At 46.5% G+C, this 16,523-nt stretch carries 7 protein-coding genes; 6 read left to right on the top strand and 1 reads right to left on the bottom strand.

The genetic code is table 11. The features are described 5' to 3' along the window. Positions 1 to 67: 67 nt before the first annotated feature. From QEH59_RS04570 to QEH59_RS04560, 3 genes are all read left to right on the top strand, one after another. Positions 68 to 1,759 carry an autotransporter-associated beta strand repeat-containing protein gene (locus tag QEH59_RS04570; protein ID WP_308984170.1) on the top strand — a complete coding sequence of 564 codons (1,692 nt, stop codon included), beginning with the start codon at positions 68 to 70 and terminating at the stop codon, positions 1,757 to 1,759. 283 nt (positions 1,760 to 2,042) lie between these two features. After that, entirely contained in the window at positions 2,043 to 4,565 is a 2,523-nt protein-coding gene (locus tag QEH59_RS04565) for a sialidase family protein (RefSeq protein ID WP_308984169.1), read from the top strand. Between the two features lie 220 nt (positions 4,566 to 4,785). Next, positions 4,786 to 6,183 carry a sialate O-acetylesterase gene (locus QEH59_RS04560; RefSeq protein ID WP_308984168.1) on the top strand — a complete coding sequence of 466 codons (1,398 nt, stop codon included), beginning with the start codon at positions 4,786 to 4,788 and terminating at the stop codon, positions 6,181 to 6,183. 347 nt (positions 6,184 to 6,530) lie between these two features. On the opposite strand, the gene QEH59_RS04555 is transcribed toward QEH59_RS04560, so the two are convergent. Then, positions 6,531 to 8,711 (bottom strand): sialate O-acetylesterase family protein, encoded by a 2,181-nt coding sequence (locus QEH59_RS04555; protein ID WP_308984167.1) that lies wholly within the window; start codon positions 8,709 to 8,711, stop codon positions 6,531 to 6,533. 161 nt (positions 8,712 to 8,872) lie between these two features. Between QEH59_RS04555 and QEH59_RS04550 the strand changes: the two genes are divergently transcribed. The 3 genes from QEH59_RS04550 (at position 8,873) to QEH59_RS04540 (ending at position 16,512) form a co-directional block, all read left to right on the top strand. After that, positions 8,873 to 12,448 carry a sialate O-acetylesterase gene (locus tag QEH59_RS04550; RefSeq protein ID WP_308984166.1) on the top strand — a complete coding sequence of 1,192 codons (3,576 nt, stop codon included), beginning with the start codon at positions 8,873 to 8,875 and terminating at the stop codon, positions 12,446 to 12,448. A 100-nt stretch (positions 12,449 to 12,548) separates the two neighbouring features. Next, a complete protein-coding gene (locus QEH59_RS04545; RefSeq protein ID WP_308984165.1) occupies positions 12,549 to 14,933 on the top strand; it encodes an Nramp family divalent metal transporter in 2,385 nt (794 codons plus the stop codon). Positions 14,934 to 14,994: 61 nt separating this feature from the next. Next, positions 14,995 to 16,512 carry a sulfatase family protein gene (locus tag QEH59_RS04540; RefSeq protein ID WP_308984164.1) on the top strand — a complete coding sequence of 506 codons (1,518 nt, stop codon included), beginning with the start codon at positions 14,995 to 14,997 and terminating at the stop codon, positions 16,510 to 16,512. The last annotated feature ends 11 nt before the right edge of the window (positions 16,513 to 16,523 follow it).

Here is a 16,523-nt window from a genome sequence, read left to right as displayed (position 1 = left end):
ATTAATAGGAAACAATAAACAACCCACAGACTATAGATAATATAATCTGACTAACCCCAAAGTAAATATGAATAAAAAATCGATGCTATACGCGATTTCAAACCCTAAGCATTTGTTGGCATTGTCAGCACTTGTGACTTATGCTGCTCCATTGAGCGCTCGTACATATGATTGGAATGTCTCTGGACCAGGCTCGTATAATGTTATGAGTAATTGGCTCGATGGTGGTAGTGTAAATACGACTCGTGTGCCAGGCAGTTCTGATGTGTTTCACGTTGATAACGGTGGAACGCTTCTAATTACAGATGCTGATTCCGCTGGTGATATCATTCGTGTTCAAATGGGAACATTATCAGGTGAGAGTGGTTATATTGAGATGGAGGGAGGCACTCTTATCACTCGTGACGACTTGCAAGTGGGGAAATCAGGTTCCGGGACATTTACTTTAAGTGGTGGTGAGCTAAATACTGGAAAATTATTATATCTCGCTCAAGAGGTGGGTGGTGCAGGAACTTTTGTTCAAAGTGGTGGTGCTATTGAGGCTACTGGTGGCGTAGTGATAGGCCATCGTAGCACGGGCATTTATACAATGAGCGGTGGTACCCTTGATACCTTGGGCTCTAATATCATCATTGGTAATCGCACAACTGGTAGTGAGACTGCACATGGGACATTAAATCATAGTGCTGGTCAAATCGATGCTGAATTTTTTGTGGTGGGCGATGGAGTGGCTGGGACGGATGACTCAGAGTCTGGTCTTTATAATGTAAGTGGTACTGCAGTTCTGAATGCTGCAGAGTTGCTTGTGGGACGCAGCGGTGCTAAGGGACGAGTTGAAATGACGGGCGGTACCGTTAATATTGATCGCTTCTTTGCTATTGCTCATGGCAGTGGTGCAGTCGCTAATTTCAATCAGAGCGGAGGTACGCTGAATAAAGTATCTGGTATTTCGTACATTTCACGCTATGTCACGGGCGATGCTAATACAGCATCCTGGACTTTGTCTAATTCAGCTGTGGCAAACTTGGACGATGTTTTGGTGGCACAGGGCATCGCTTCCGGCACACTCACGCTCAATGGTGGCACACTCAGTGCCAATCAAATTCGTAGTGAAGCGACTGGAGGGGGCACGTCGATTCTCAATCTGAATGGTGGCACTATCGTTGCGCGTTCGACGAATGCTAATTTTCTGGAAGGCTTAACGCAAGCGCGTGTTCAGTCCGGTGGGGTAACTTTTGACAGTGATGATCACGATATCGCAATCGCACAGGATCTTGTTGATGATGCCGCGGGATCTGTGATTAAGGCGGGCCTAGGAACGCTTACCTTTACAGGCAACAATACATATTTAGGTGATACAGTTGTCAATGCTGGCTCGTTAGTCCTTGCTGATGGAGGCTCCATGACCTTTGCTATCGGCGAGGACGGTAGTAATAATCAAATTACTGGCACCGGTAACCTTGATTTGTCAGGTTTATTTATCTTCGACTTTGAGAATGTCGCATCGAGTGCCCAGAACATGTGGACTATTGTGGATGCTTCTTTGAGTGCAATCTATGGTGAGAGTTTTTCAATTCTTAACTTTACTGAGTCTGAAGCTGGAGTTTGGACTTACCAGGCGTCAAATTTGACTTATGAATTTCGTGAAGCCACGGGTGTGCTTTCTGCTGTTCCTGAGTCAGCACAATTTGCGTTTTTGATGGGGATATTAGTGGTGAGTGCGTCGGTTATGCGTCGTAAGCCAAGAGAGATGGTGTAATTATTACGTAGTATCAATTAGGCTAGGTTTGATCTCTGTTAAGGGGATCAAACCTTTTTTTTGCTTAATCTGGCTGTTCGCTCTGTGAGCGATGCTTGAGTCTTAGAGTTGAGAAGGCTAGGACTATTAAAATTGACTCTCGGTTTAGATTGATTGCTTTATAGTAATCTGAATCTAGCTAAGCCTCAGGTAGATGCGATCTGCTTATTTTACGATGTATTATTATATTCTTAAGCGATTACCCCTATTTATTTGTGGCTGGCGTGTGTTTCTATGTGGTTGTATGTCGATACTATCGCTGGTTGGGCATGAGATCTTCGGACAGAGCCATGCCGCTGTCCCGGGAGTGATTATCAATGAAATTACGTCACCACGGTGGTCCTTTTTGAATGCCGTTTACGTTTCGGATCCTTCTTTGTTAGTTCTGTCAAATGGCGACTACCTCGCGTCGCATGCACAGTTTGGTAATGGGGCTGGTTCTGCTGAGAGTGGGCAGACTCAGGTCTTTCGTTCTACTGATAAAGGTCTGACCTGGGCGCCAACGAACGGAGGGGACTGTCTTCATGGAATTTTGCGGGCTAGTTTATTTGAATATGACGGCGTTGTGTATCTTAGTGGCTCCGATCATGATACCAAGGGGAGTCAATGGGTAATGATGCGTTCTGAAGATTTTGGAGCCACTTGGGAGACTGCTGTTTTTGATTCTGGAGGCTTCGCGACACCAGATAATTTGATTCCATATCAGGAGCGCTTTTGGCTAGCTTCGTCGACCTCAAGTGCATCATTTCCTGTAGGAGCGGATCCCTTTCTAGAGGAATCATGGTTGCGTCAAAGCGGCTTCCCCCCCGCGCATAATAGCTGGTTGGCGGGAGGCTATCGCCGTGTAGATAATTTTATAGGTGAAGGTCAGATCGCAGCTTCTGAAGATCTTGGCCTGAATATTCTTTCTAAGGTTCGTTTGTTACCTTATTTAGCCATTTCAACTGTAAACGCGAGCAATGGCCGAGTTAGTTTTGATCCTGATCTGGACTTCGTGCCTTTTTGCGGGGGGGAGAAGAAGGTTTCAGTACGTTACGATGTAGTTTCGGGGAAATATTATGCCTTAGCGAATCCGATTATGTCGATACACGCAGGCAACTCATTGGCGCCAGATCTCATACGCAATACGGCTGCCCTATTCTCCTCGAGAGACTTGCTTCATTGGCGTATGGAGCAGATTTTTTTATATTCTGAGAATCTGAGTTACGAAGGGTTTCAATATTTTAATTTCGATTTTGATGGAGATGATCTAGTGCTAGTATCAAGGACAGCCTTTGATGTTGGAGGGCATAAGCCTCCGCGCGGGCATGATTCTAATTTACTTACGTTTCATCGGATTGTTGATTTTAGAACTGCCAAGCATTCGCATCGTTTACGTATCGAGAATGGTGTGATTCAACGTTACGAGCCAACTGCATTGAGTGATGCTCCATTGGGGACTTTTGCATTGGGGAGCCAGTTTGATGGGGCTCCTTTTCTGCATCCGGATGGTATTGCTTATCAGGAGGGGCAAGTGTATGTCAGGGCGCGCAGTGGACGAGTGCTGCGCTTTGATACAATGGGGAATTTTCTTGCTGTGGTTGATCAGGCTGCAGTTTCATTTCAGCCGAGTAGTGTCGTGATTCCACCTGTTGATGAGAATCGATATACATGGACTGGCCGGGGTGGTGACGAGTGGGCCAATCCGCGGAATTGGTACTATTTTAGCCCGCCTCAAGCGAGCGGTGGAACGGCAATTTTTGGTAGTGCGGCAGATGCAGATAGCACTGTTAAAATTCCTTCCCGGGATCGTAGTTGGTACTTTGGGACAGATATGGATACGCAGGGATGGACGAGCCACTCTGTAAATGAATTCGCTGTGTGCGCTTTAGGATTGTCGGGGGTGTTTACGCAGGGCGGGGCTGAACTTCGTCGGAGTTTATTGAATTTGGATGGCGACCAAGTGTCACATATCCGCATACGGATCCGTGTGGACCACTCAGAGTCCATTCCTGTTGATTTACATTGGGGGACGTCAACTAATAATGGTATGAATCCATCCTGTGTGAAACGCCTATTCTACACTGGAAAAGGGGCGTTTCAAGACCTTGTCTTTGAGATGCACGGCCACGCACAGTGGGCGCAGCAGCGTATTACTCAATTACGTATTCAGCCCGTTACTGATAGCGATTGCGCTGGAGCACGGTTCTACATTGAGTCTGTTCAGCTTGAAGCTGAGCACAACCGATTGGAATTGGCCGGTTTGAGTTTTAATAATTCACATAGCTATACTTTATCGGGAGGCGCACTGCGTTTAGTAAATGAAAACGCTCCCAGCATGGTGGAATTGTTGCGAGGGAAGCATCAAATTGATGTGCCAATTGAATTTCGTTCGGCTACGAAATTCAAACTGTCGTCGGGAGCAGAATTATTACTGTCTGGTCCGATTGTCGCTAGCGGTGACTTGCATGTCGTAGGTGCAGGGAGCCTTCGATTGGCTGGCCCCGGACAGATGAATCAATTGTTAGTTACCACTAATGTCACAGTTTATTTAGGGTCAATTAGATTCAGTGAATTTGGCAAGGTCGCCATTTCGCACGATGCACGCGTCCACTTACTAGAGCAGGGTGTGTATCCAGTGGCTAAATTGAAACTCAATGGTGAGCTTTGCCCGATGGGGACTTGGGGAGCGATCGGGTCTGGTGCCGACTATGAGTGTGAGCAAATTAAGGGATCTGGTGTCTTTCAGGTTACAGGTGATCTCGCAGTTCGCTCGTTGAACCCTTAGTCACAGTGAGCTCGATTTGGATATCGATAGATTGACGGTTTTCAAAGGCGGTTTGCTATTGGTCGTGGGGCGTCTATAAAATTGGGAGTGAAGTTTATGATTAGGGCTTGCTGCACTTTAATAATTTTGAATTATTTGTTATATGATTTTATTTTTATATTCTAATCGTTTTTTTCGGTGTCGCCCTGTGTTGCTGGGGATTTCGTTTGGGTTATGTTTGATGTTTAGTCACTCTTTCGCAGTGGGTAGAGAGTTGTCTGTTTCTCAAAAAAAGGTGTTCGTTTTTCTCTTCGGAGGGCAATCGAATGCATTGGGCTGGGGGTATAAACAGTATTTGATCGATAACGATATCCCTTTGGTGGAGCCTCGAAAAGATGTGGATCTATATTATACTATAGTGCGCGAAGCTGGATATTTGCCTACGAATCAGCTGGTTCCATTACAGCCAGGAGCATCTCACCAGTATCAGAAGTTAGGAGGATTTTATCCTGAACTGAAGGAGCCTGTATGTCGTTTCGGGCCGGAATTGAGTATGGCTACAGTTTTTAGGGAGCGAATGACGAATCCTGAAGATAAGCTCTGTGTTGTTAAATTTGCTCGTGGAGGTGCGAGTCTGTATGATGCTTCAGAGTGGCGTCCGGATGGTTCGGCAGACAGTAAGGATGATGGCCAGCTGTATCAAATTTTTCAAAATACTGTTTCTGGAGCGATGACTGCTCTTGAACAGAAATACCCTGAGCATCAGATCGTTGTTATCGGTATGGGCTGGGTGCAAGGCGAGGCGGATGCGATGAAATCTAAGGGAGATGAGTATGAGACGCATTTGACTCGCTTTATTGAGGATATTCGAAATACGTATGGCAATCAGGTTGGTTTTGCGTTCTCGCAGGTGTCTCCGCATCAGTATATGCACTCTAAGGATCGAGCTCGTATGGAGCAATGGAAGATGGTTGCTGATGCGCAGCGACGTGTGGCCGCTTCAATGAGTGGAGTGTATATGACTGAAACCGCTGGTGTTGATTATGCTGTTTCACGCAATACTTCTGAAGGGGGCGTGCATTTCACGACACCAGCATTGCTACAGATAGGACGTGATTTGGGAAATTCTATTGCGGATCATTGCGGTTTATCTGCGGGGAATGTTGCAGTTGTCAGTGGCGAACCGGTTTGGTGGGAACAAGAAGAGGTAGTCATTTCGCCTCAGGCAGATCCTAATACATACGCAGTGATTCGGGTGAAGGATGGTGAAGTTGATAACTTCATTGCAGGTACTGAGGTGTTTTTGAATCGCGATTATGTATTAAATGAGTCGCCGCCAGCTATGGTTGAAGGGTTGCCCTTCGTGCGCACTCGGATTGACGGGATTTCATTCTCTGTGGTGGAAGACGGCAAATTATATGTGCTTACGCCACTTGCGCAGCATGTTTCACTTTCCCAGGCCTCAAAATTGGAATCTTCTGGTTTTCGTATTGTCTCTGGGGTATCGAATTCACCTCTATGGGGAGATCTCCGAATCGATCACGCAGTTATCTATGAAAAAATGGTGCAATCAGGTGAGTCGTATACGTTTGGCAAATGGGCAATTGTTGTCGGAGCGAGTTTGGAGAACGTAAATTGAGGCTTAGGAAGCAGTGCCAATGAGCTGGTCTAGAACTTCACTTCAAGACTACTAAGTGGCGATGTACGCTAGCAGTCATTTCAGCTCGGGTGTTGGGGAGTCGAGTGTTCTTTGGGGCATTATAAGTGGGCGTTATTATTAGAATTCTATTAATTCGAAACAAATCTTGAATTGAGATGTTTACGATAGCTTAGTTCCTTCGAACCAAGCAGGTGTCAGTCGACCCTAAAGCTTAATTATGTGGCCCTCTAAGAGAGCCACATTGCCATTATAGTTAGACACCGTATAGCTTGATTCGTAATACGGTCTGTTTTGTTGTAAGGCTTGTATGGTGGGGGATCTATTCGTTATTTTACCAATACTGTCAGGCGGCGTAGGGAATAATCCTTGGCATTCTTACTAAATGTCCAATCAGAATTCTTCCCTGTTGAATTGCCGATGCCGATATCAAGTATGCCATTGGCGCCCCAGTGGTTAATCGCAAGGACGGTTTCCTTGTTCTTCCAATTGTGAATTTGCATACTTCCGTAGCCAGGGATGTGATTGTCGGCTCGATCTCCATAATCAAATTGACTATGACTTGCACCAACGATTTTTTGTTCGTTTGCGGGGCGGTAGTTTCCTGGCCAAAATTCAATATTACCGCCATCTGTTGAATCACAGTTGCTCAGTTCTTCGACGTTGCTGCGAACTGTCAAATTTGAGACTTTCTGCATGAATCGGGCGCCGCTTTTTGCAGTTGGAATGCCAATTTTAGTGGGATCTTTGGAGAATGTGTCCATGGAGACGAAGACATACTTACGAGTTTGCCCGGGCTTCTGTAATTCGAGAAAGTAGGCAACTTTATTAAATGTGCCTGCCGAGGCTGTATTATCTATGTCATAGTCTGGATTGCTTTGTGCATAGTTTGCATCGCTCGGAAGTTGGATTTGGTATACCGTACGGAAACCATTCGCCGCTGGAAGCGTGTCTAAGTTGACTTCTGGCAATTTTCCCGCGCGGAAAGGTGAGGCGGGGAGACCTACACCATTGATTAAGTTAGGTATGGCTAATTTGTGCCATGCGAAACGAAGTGCTAAAGGTTCAGCGACTTCGTTGGATTTTAGGACAATCGTTGTGCCTTCGATGATGGCTTGTGCTTGCTTGAAGTCGCCTGTTCTATCAGTGATTTCAAACCAATCTGGAGCTTTCCCGTCGCGTGTGCTGAGTCCTACAGCGCTGTCAAAGTGGACTTTTAAAGTGTTGTTCAGTATTTCTAGTTTCTTGAATACTGGACCAGTACTCACCAAATCTTTGTTGTAAGTGTTGGCAAGAGCTAAGCGTGCCAAGCGTTTACCGGGCACTTTTTTATTGGCCGGATGTATGTTAGTTAAGTCCGTGACATCATTGATAACAGCCATGCCAGTGTTGGGGATCTCTTGTACGATTTTGGACTGTGCTTCCCAGAACTCGGCGAGTCGCTCTGGTGCTTCATTATAGTTAAAAGGCGCAATTTGGACGAAGTAGAATGGGAAGTCATAGCCCCAAAGTGAGCGCCAGCCTTTGAGGAGCGCACGAGTTTTATCTACATAGAGTAATCCATCTTCATGGTTCGATTCTCCTTGATACCAGATCGCTCCTTTGATTGCGAAGGGGATATGGGCGTGGATCATTCCATTGTAGATTTTAGTCGGCTCTTGATGGCTTTCGCCTAGTATCAGCTCGCTTGGAAAAGCGGGCGGAGCGCTAATATATCCGTTCCCCGATAAGATTTCGTAGCTTGTTGTTGTCCACTGTTTGAGCTGTTTTAAATATTGGCCCATCGTTTGCTTATAATCGGGAGTCTGAGGCAGGGTTTTTTGCACTTTGGCATGAATGTCTGCGAGTGCTTCGATGCCTTTAAATCCGATTGGTGGAGTCCATGGCTCTATGCGAGTGCCGCCCCATGCGCTGAGTAGTAATCCAATTGGCACTTCTAATTCCTGATTAAGTTGCTGTCCAAAATAGTAAGCTACAGCAGAGAAATCGCGGACACTTTCTGGTGTACAAGTTGTCCATTGGGCGTTAACAGTGTTTCGTGGTTGTGGGGATGCGACTCGAGGTGTGTTGTATAGTCGAATTGTCGTTGATTGGGCGTTAGCTATATCTGTATCCGATTCACTACTACGTTGCATGGTCCACTGCATATTTGATTGACCTGCGCAGAGCCATACGTCGCCGACTAGAATGTCATGAAATTCGAGTGGCTTGTCTTGATTTGGTGAGATGATGCTGAGCTTTCGGGGGGTAGCGGAGGCTGATAGCGGCGCTAGATCAATTCGCCATTTGCCTTCAGAGTCGGCGGTTGTCGTTTGAATTTGATCGGCAAATTGAATCGTTAGGGAAGCGCCGGCATCTGATGTTCCCCAAACGGGAATATTTTGCCCCCGTTGCAGTACCATGTGGTCCGTGAAAATGGATGGAAGTTTTATTTCCGCACTGAGGTTGGTTATGATACTGATTATAGCTATCGCATATATCAGTAAGCTCTTTAACTTGTAGCTATTCATTAGATTGGGATTTTGCAGGGGAGAGGGCTGAGCATGCCTGGCATAATTGCATAATGCCAGGCTTTGGATTATCTTTTCTCTTTGGAATTACTTCGAGTCGAGGTTGATTGAGCAGTTTTTTACTTGTATTAAAACTTGTAGTTGATTAAACGATAAGATATATGTTTAAGAATTGTTTTGCAAATAGTTTTTTGTCTGTGAGAGGCATTCTTGTGATCATAATGCTGAGCTTTGGGATCTTGCTGGGATGCAGGGCAGCAGTGGGGCAAGAGGCTGTTGGCTCTCAGGGGCGTGTTTTTCTGGTTCTGTTCGGAGGACAATCGAATGCGCTGGGCTGGGGGTATCAGCAGTATTTACTAGAGCACAATGATCCTTTGGCGCAGCCGCAAGCTGATGTAGATTTCTATTATACGATCGCTGGCGAGGGATATTTACCGGAAAATACTTTAGTTAAATTGCAACCAGGCACGTCTCATAAGGCTGAAAAGCCAGGTGGTTTTTATCCTGATTTGAAGGAGCCTGTATGTCGTTTTGGGCCGGAACTCAGTATGGGACGCACCATACGTGATCGTTTAGCAAATACTGAGGATAAAGTGGCAGTTGTCAAATTTGCTCATGGAGGGACTAGTTTATATGACATCGCGGATTGGCGTCCCGATGGGACTGCTGAAAAGCGTGAAGATGGCAAGTTGTACCGTCTTTTTCAGAATACGGTGGAAGGGGCTATAGCAGCCTTAAAGGCTGAGTATCCGGGGCGTGAGATCGTGGTCATGGGGATGGGCTGGGTTCAGGGGGAGTCCGATGCACTCGAAAATAAGGGAGCTGAATATGCAGAGCATTTGACTCGTTTTATTCAGGATATTCGTGCAACCTACGGTGAACAGGTTGTTTTTGCATATAATCAAGTCTCGCCTGCCCAATATGCTTATTCTAGCAACCTCTCGTGGGTCGCGCAGTGGGAGATGGTGGCAGTGGCTCAGCAAGCGGTCGCTACTTCGATGGATGCTGTGTTCATGACACCGACGACAGGGGATTTGTATTCAGTCGCCGATGCGACCTCAGAAGGTAAATTTCATTTCACGACACCTGCTCTTTTGCAAATTGGACGCGACTTGGGGAACGTGATCGTGACGAACTCAGGACAAGCAGTATTGGATAAAGACTTAGCGGGTGATGACTACACTTTGAGAGCCAGTGTCGATGCGGACAAGTCGAATTCCGAATCTGCTGCGATGCACGCTGTAGTACGGATGAATAGTGCGCAGCTAGATTACTTTGTTGCTGGTACTCAGGTCTTTAAAGATCGGGATTTTGTGTTAAATGTGCCACCCGCCCTATTGAAGGGCTTGCCATTCATGCGTGGCCATATTGCGGGCACATCGTTCTCTGTGATAACTGGAGGGAAAATATATGTTCTGACAGCTCCGCTCTCAAGCGTTTCTGTTTCACAGGTAGAAAGCTTGGAGTCTTATGGTTTTCGTTTGGTGCCCGGGGTTATGATGGATCCGTTGTTTGGAGATAATCGTGGTGATCGCGTGCTTGTTTATGAAAAGAATGTGGAGGCTGGAGAAAGTTATACTTTTAATAAGTGGGCTGTAATTGTGGGGGCAGCACCTAGTGCTCAACTTCCAGTGCATGGTGAAGCAGCCCCGGACGAGCATGTTGTGTTACGCATGAGCCGAGGTGAGGTTGATCGTTTTGTTGTCGGAGCTCGAATATTTCGTGACCGTGATTTTGTTCTAAATGCGCCACCAGCAGTATTAGATAATTTACCATTTATCCGCGCAGGTATTGATTCGTTGTTTTTCACGGTCATTCGTGGAGGGCCATTATACGTGCTAACTCCTCCGGAGAGCAGCGGATCCATTTCGCAGGTGAAGAATTTAGAATCCCATGGTTTTCAATTGGTTACGGGGGTGACGATGTCTCCGCTTTTTGGAACAAATCCGGGCGACGGAGTACTCGTTTACAAAAAAAAGGTAAAGTCTGGCGAGACGTATAGGTTCAAGAAGTGGGCAGTTTTAGTTGATGCCGTGCTAAAGGGACAAAAGCAGCTGTATCAGCCCAAAAAAGGCTTAGATGAAGTTCTTTACAACGGCATACAGTTGCCAGCTGAATGGCCACCAACTCAATATGTGGCTTCGCGGGAACCCATGCCTGTACCTTATTTAAAGAAGATCCCTGAGGTGATTCCGGTAGATGTAGGACGTCAGCTTTTTGTGGATGACTTTCTGATTGAAGATACGAATCTGACGCGTAATTTTCATCTCCCAATCAAATACCACGGTAATCCTGTTTTGACGCCTGAGACTGGCTTAGAGCGTGCATTGGATGCAAACGGTCTGGCTATTGCGACACCAAAAAGTGGTGGTATGTGGTGGGATTCGCAGGACCAACTATTTAAACTGTGGTATGAAGCAGGTTGGTTTGGAGGGATTGGCTTAGCTACCAGTTCTGATGGGATTCACTGGCAACGCCCACAGGTTTCAGGAAATGGGCAAAGGCGCGCACTGAATGAGGTGACTCCAAGTGGAGTTCGGCCGGATTCATGGAATGTGATTCTCGATAGCTGGACTGAGAATCCAGATGAACGTTACAAGTTGTTTGTGCGACCTCCTGGTGGCGACTTTGGCATTGGTGCATATTGTTATGTGTCCTCAGATGGTGTCAATTGGAGTGACGCAGTTACAACTGGTCCGATGGGAGATCGTAGTACAGTTTTCTATAATCCATTTCGTGAGAAGTGGGTATTCAGTTTACGCTCCATGTTCACCGGGCGTTCGCGGCATTATTGGGAGTCTGATGCTTTTTTGCAGGGAAATTTTTGGACCTGGGATAAACGTGACTTTTGGAAAGGGACCGGCTGGCAGCCAGGTGAGCCTGTAGTCTGGACTAGTGCAGATAAATTGGATCCTGTAGATGCTGAACTCGGAAAAACGCCGCAACTATACAATTTAGATGCGATTGCATATGAAAGCCTGATGCTCGGGATGTTTCAAATTTGGTTGGGTCCTGATAACAATAAGACTGAGGGAGCTCCAAAAATAACGGAGCTCGAGTTTGCTTATAGTCGTGATGGCTTCCATTGGGACCGTCCGGATCGGCGTGCAGCTATTCCTGCAGCACGAAAGGAAGGTACTTGGGATCGTGGTTATTTACAGTCGACTACAGGCATTTGTGCTATTGTTGGTGATCAACTCTGGTTCTATTATGGTGGTTTTGCAGGTGACGATACGCGTCCGCGCGATGGTATGTATACCAATGGAGCGACAGGCTTGGCTTATATGCGCCGCGATGGTTTCGCTTCTATGGATGTTGGTCTTGAGACTGGAACATTGACGACTCGGCCGATTCAGTTTCAGGGAAAGCGCCTTTTCGTGAATGCGAATATGCAACATGGGCGTTTGCGAGCGGAACTTCGCGATGTGGAGGGGAAGCCGATCGCTCCATTTACTTTGGACAATTGCCTGCCATTGAGAAGTGATAGCACATTGAAAGAGATCCGTTGGAATGCCGTGTCTGACTTGTCGCAACTGGCAGGGAAGCCCGTACGTGTCCATTTTGAAATGAGTTCTGGAAGTCTGTATTCCTTCTGGGTGAGTCCTGATGCTTCGGGGCGCAGTGATGGTTACGTGGCTGCAGGAGGACCTGGTTTTACGGGCCCCACTGATACCGTTGGACGTGAGCAGTTAAAAGCAGCAGCAGTCATTCTTTCGTCTGAGCATCCCCTCAATTAGTCCGATCTTTTGTGACGTTGCCTATTGTTGATAGGCGACGTCTCAACTCAGTTAACATAGCGCCTGCTTTAATTCCAAATCTCTATCGCTTATACCTCATATGAATAAATTATTCCGTCGATTTGTGACACTTGTGCTTTCCGTGGGGCCAGGTATCTTCGCAATTGGTTACACCCTTGGAACGGGCAGTGTGACCTCGATGAGCAAAGCCGGGAGTCAGTTTGGCTTCCAGTTGCTGTGGGTCTTAGCGCTTAGTTGTGTATTTTCAGGTGTTCTGATGGAGGCGGCTGGGCGTTATGCATTGGTCACCGGAGGCACAGCTGCTAATGGCTGTAAGCGCTATCTTCCCGGTGGTAAGTGGTTGTCGATAATCATGGTAGTGGGCGTAGTGATTGGACAGTGGTTTTGTTTGTCTGGGCTGGTCGGTTTATCGTCGAGTGCTGTCTACGAGGGCTTACGTTTGTTTGTTCCAAGCCTAAGTGAAAGTGCCTATTGGCCAGTGCTGGGAATTGCCATAGTCATTCTAGTGGCTATGTATGGTTTACTTTGGCACGGAGGTTATAGTTTCTTTGAGAAAATTCTGGTCCTTTTTGTTACTTTATTGGGGGTATCCTTTTTGTTATCGATGTTCGTGGTGATGCCTTCAGCAGCCGAGATTGCGACCGGTTTGCTCCCCACTATTCCAGAGGTGCCAGGCAGTATGCTGATGATCGCTGCATTTGTTGGTACTACGATGGCGGCACCGACCTTTGTGGTTAGACCGTTATTAGTTAAGTCAAAGGGGTGGACAGAAAAGGACATGCTACATCAACGTCGGGATGCGATTGTGGGAGCTACACTTATGTTTATTCTTAGTGGCTCCATCATGGCATGTGCTGCTGGTGCGCTGCACAGTCGGGGATTTGAAGTGAATGACGTGCTGGATATGGTGATTACTCTGGAGCCTGTCGCTGGGCGTTTTGCGGTTGCATTTTTCTTATTAGGAACCTTGAGCGCGGGACTTTCCTCTATTTTCCCAATCTGTATGGTGGCTCCATTGCTGGTCGGGGATTATCAAAATGGTGAGTTTGATAGTCGTAGTAAGACGTTTCGTATTCTGTGTGCCGTGGCCTGCTTACTTGGGCTCACAGTTCCGGTTTTAGGAGCCAATCCAATTGTAGCACAAATTTTAACTCAAGTCGCACAGGTCTTCGTGTTACCACTCGTGATTGTTGTGTTTGCGACCCTTGTGAATAAGCAGGATTTAATGGGGGAACATCGGGCGGGCATACTTTTGAATGCTGGCTTAAGTATCGCATTTGTATTTTCGCTTATTATCTCCTTTATTGCTATTAAAGGTTTGGGGGCGTTGCTTTCGTCAAGCGTAGTAACAGATGAATCAACTGCATTGATCCCCCCCGAGAGTTGGATGGTGTGTGTGACCGATCAACGTTATACTCAAGTTGGAGGCGGGGAGCGAATTTATTCTAATGCTCGTCCAGGGGCTCTGCTTGCTATTAATGCGGCGGCCTTACCTCAACTGGAGGTCAAACATCTTGCTTCAATTCCGACCAGTTTGATCGGCCCACCAACGTCGGTGGCGATTACTCCGAATAATCGTTATGCATTGGTCACGGCCGCAATGCAGGTCGATCCAAATAATTCACAAAAACAAATTCCAGATACTCGATTAAGTGTGGTGAGTTTGAGCGATGAGGTGCCTACGATTGTGCAAAGTATCGAGCTGGGGTTCCAGCCGTCCGGAGTGGATATCAATGCAGCAGGCACCCGTGCTCTGGTGGCAAATCGTGCGGATGGCACTGTCTCCTTGATTGAAATTATGGACAGTCCAGAGCCTGTGCATTTGTTAGGGACTTTTAGCGTAGCCAGTCCGGAGAGTAGTGTATCACATGTTGTTTTCTCCCCCAATGGTCAACGTGCATTGATTACTTTAAATAAGGCTGATGCCGTTTTATATGTCTCGGTTGAAAATGATGAAGTGAATGTGTTACAGCGTATTGAAGGTCGTGATGGTCCTTACGCAGCCGACTTCTCGCCGGAGGGTGGTTTAGCTGTTATTGGTAATGTGGATGATGGAACAGTGACAGTTCTAAAGGTAGAAGTGGACCATGTGGAAGCCTATGATACCATACCGATTGGAATTTTGGCTGAAGGAGTGGATATTAGTCCCGATGGGCGCTGGTTAGCTGTAAACTGTCTTGATAATAGTAATCAGAGCCCAGAGAATCCTGCTTATCGCAGTAGCGGGATGGTGATGCTGCTGGAACGCCAAGGGAGTACTTTCGTTGCCTGTGATTTGATTCGCGTCGGAGGCATTCCGCAAGCAGCGGTTTTTACGCCTGACAGTCGTTACCTTGGAGTTGCCAGTAACACGGAGCAAGATATTCGGTTTTATGAAATTAGTAAGCATCGTCTACGCGACACTAGGATTAACGTGGCATGCCCCGGTGGACCAGCTGCGATGCGAATTGCTAATCATTTTTAAGGTTTTGCTTATTATATTGATTCGGCGTATGTTTACGCGCGAACTTTTATTTTTTTCTGTCATGTTTAAATCTATTTTTCGTTTGTTATTATGTTTGGGGCATGGAATGTTATGTTGTCAGATCATGATTGGCATATGGTTGTCTGGGGGGCAGGCTGATGCTGCCTCCGAACAGCCTAATATTATCCTGATCATTGCCGATGATTTTGGTCCTGAGATGGGCGCTTATGGTGACCTCAATGATTTGACTCCGAATCTGGATGCCTTGGCTGCATCCGGCGCTATGTTTTTAAATGGGCATGTCACTGCGGCATCATGCAGTCCATCACGTGGCAGTATGTTTACTGGGCTTTATCCGCACCAACATGGCATGTTCGGACTTTCACACATAAACGGCGCTCCACCGATGCATGATGATGTTCCGAAGTTACCGAATGAATTAAAGCGCTTGGGCTACACCACAGCAATAGTAGGGAAGACGCATTTTCAGCCTTTCGATCAGTTTGATTGGGATTATGTGGAGACTAATGGGCAGAAAGTTGTGTATGAGCGTAATGTACGATGGATGAATGAGAAGGGATTTGGCTTTATCGATGCTCATAAAGATAGTGGCCCATTATTTCTAGTCATGAGCTATGTGGATCCGCATCGTGGCGGTCCAGCGTATGGGCCTGGTAAGAATCAGGAGTTTCCACGTGTGGTCAGTGGACTGCCTGAAGTGCCGATTCCCCCGGATGCGACGCATCCTATTCCATACTTGGCAGTGGATACGCCTGCCGTGCGTTCAGAGATCTCAGATTACTACGCTGCTGTTCAACGTTTGGATGTTGGGGTTGGGGAATTTATGACTGGATTGGATCAACGCTTAGTGCCGGAGAATACCTTAATCGTATTCATTGGGGATCATGGTGCTGATGTGACTCGTGGGAAAATCTCAGCCTATCATTCTGCGACACATATTCCTTATCTTGTGCGTTGGACGCAGCATATTTCAGCGGGGCAAATTAGAGACGAACTGGTCTCTACAATAGATTTATTTCCTTCATTTCTAGATGCGGCAGGAGCTGAAACGGTCAAACCAGATGTGCGTCAGACCGGTCTATCTTTTATTGATTTGTTATGTGGTAAACGCTCGTCATCTGAATGGCGCGAATACTTGTTTACAGAATATTTGACTCATGTGCCTTGGCACCTGTATCCACGCTATACCGTTTTCGATGGTCGTTTTCATTATATTTTGAATATTTGGGGAGATGAACGTGAGAATCCGCTAGTTGCCCGAGAGTATGATGAAGCATGGCTAGCTGCAACTGCGCCGGGTTTTAGTGATTTGAAGGTTGCCGCTGCGTATGCACGTGTGGAAAAACCACCTCAGAATGAGCTATTTGATCTCCAGAAAGATCCTTTCAGTTTAATTAATCTAGCCGATAATCCAGAATACGCACAATTACTGCGTCAGGCGTATGTTCGTCTAAATGAATGGCGTTTAGAGACGAAAGACCCTTTCTTAGATTCTGAGTTTCTGGCTGATTTTGACCAGCAGATGCAGGCAATCCATGAAGCTTACAAAAAACGTTAAATGACTATATA

It is taken from the genome of Thalassobacterium sedimentorum, assembly GCF_031127905.1.
GTDB classification, from domain to species: domain Bacteria; phylum Verrucomicrobiota; class Verrucomicrobiia; order Opitutales; family Coraliomargaritaceae; genus Thalassobacterium; species Thalassobacterium sedimentorum.
This window is presented reverse-complemented; position numbering and strand designations above follow the sequence as displayed.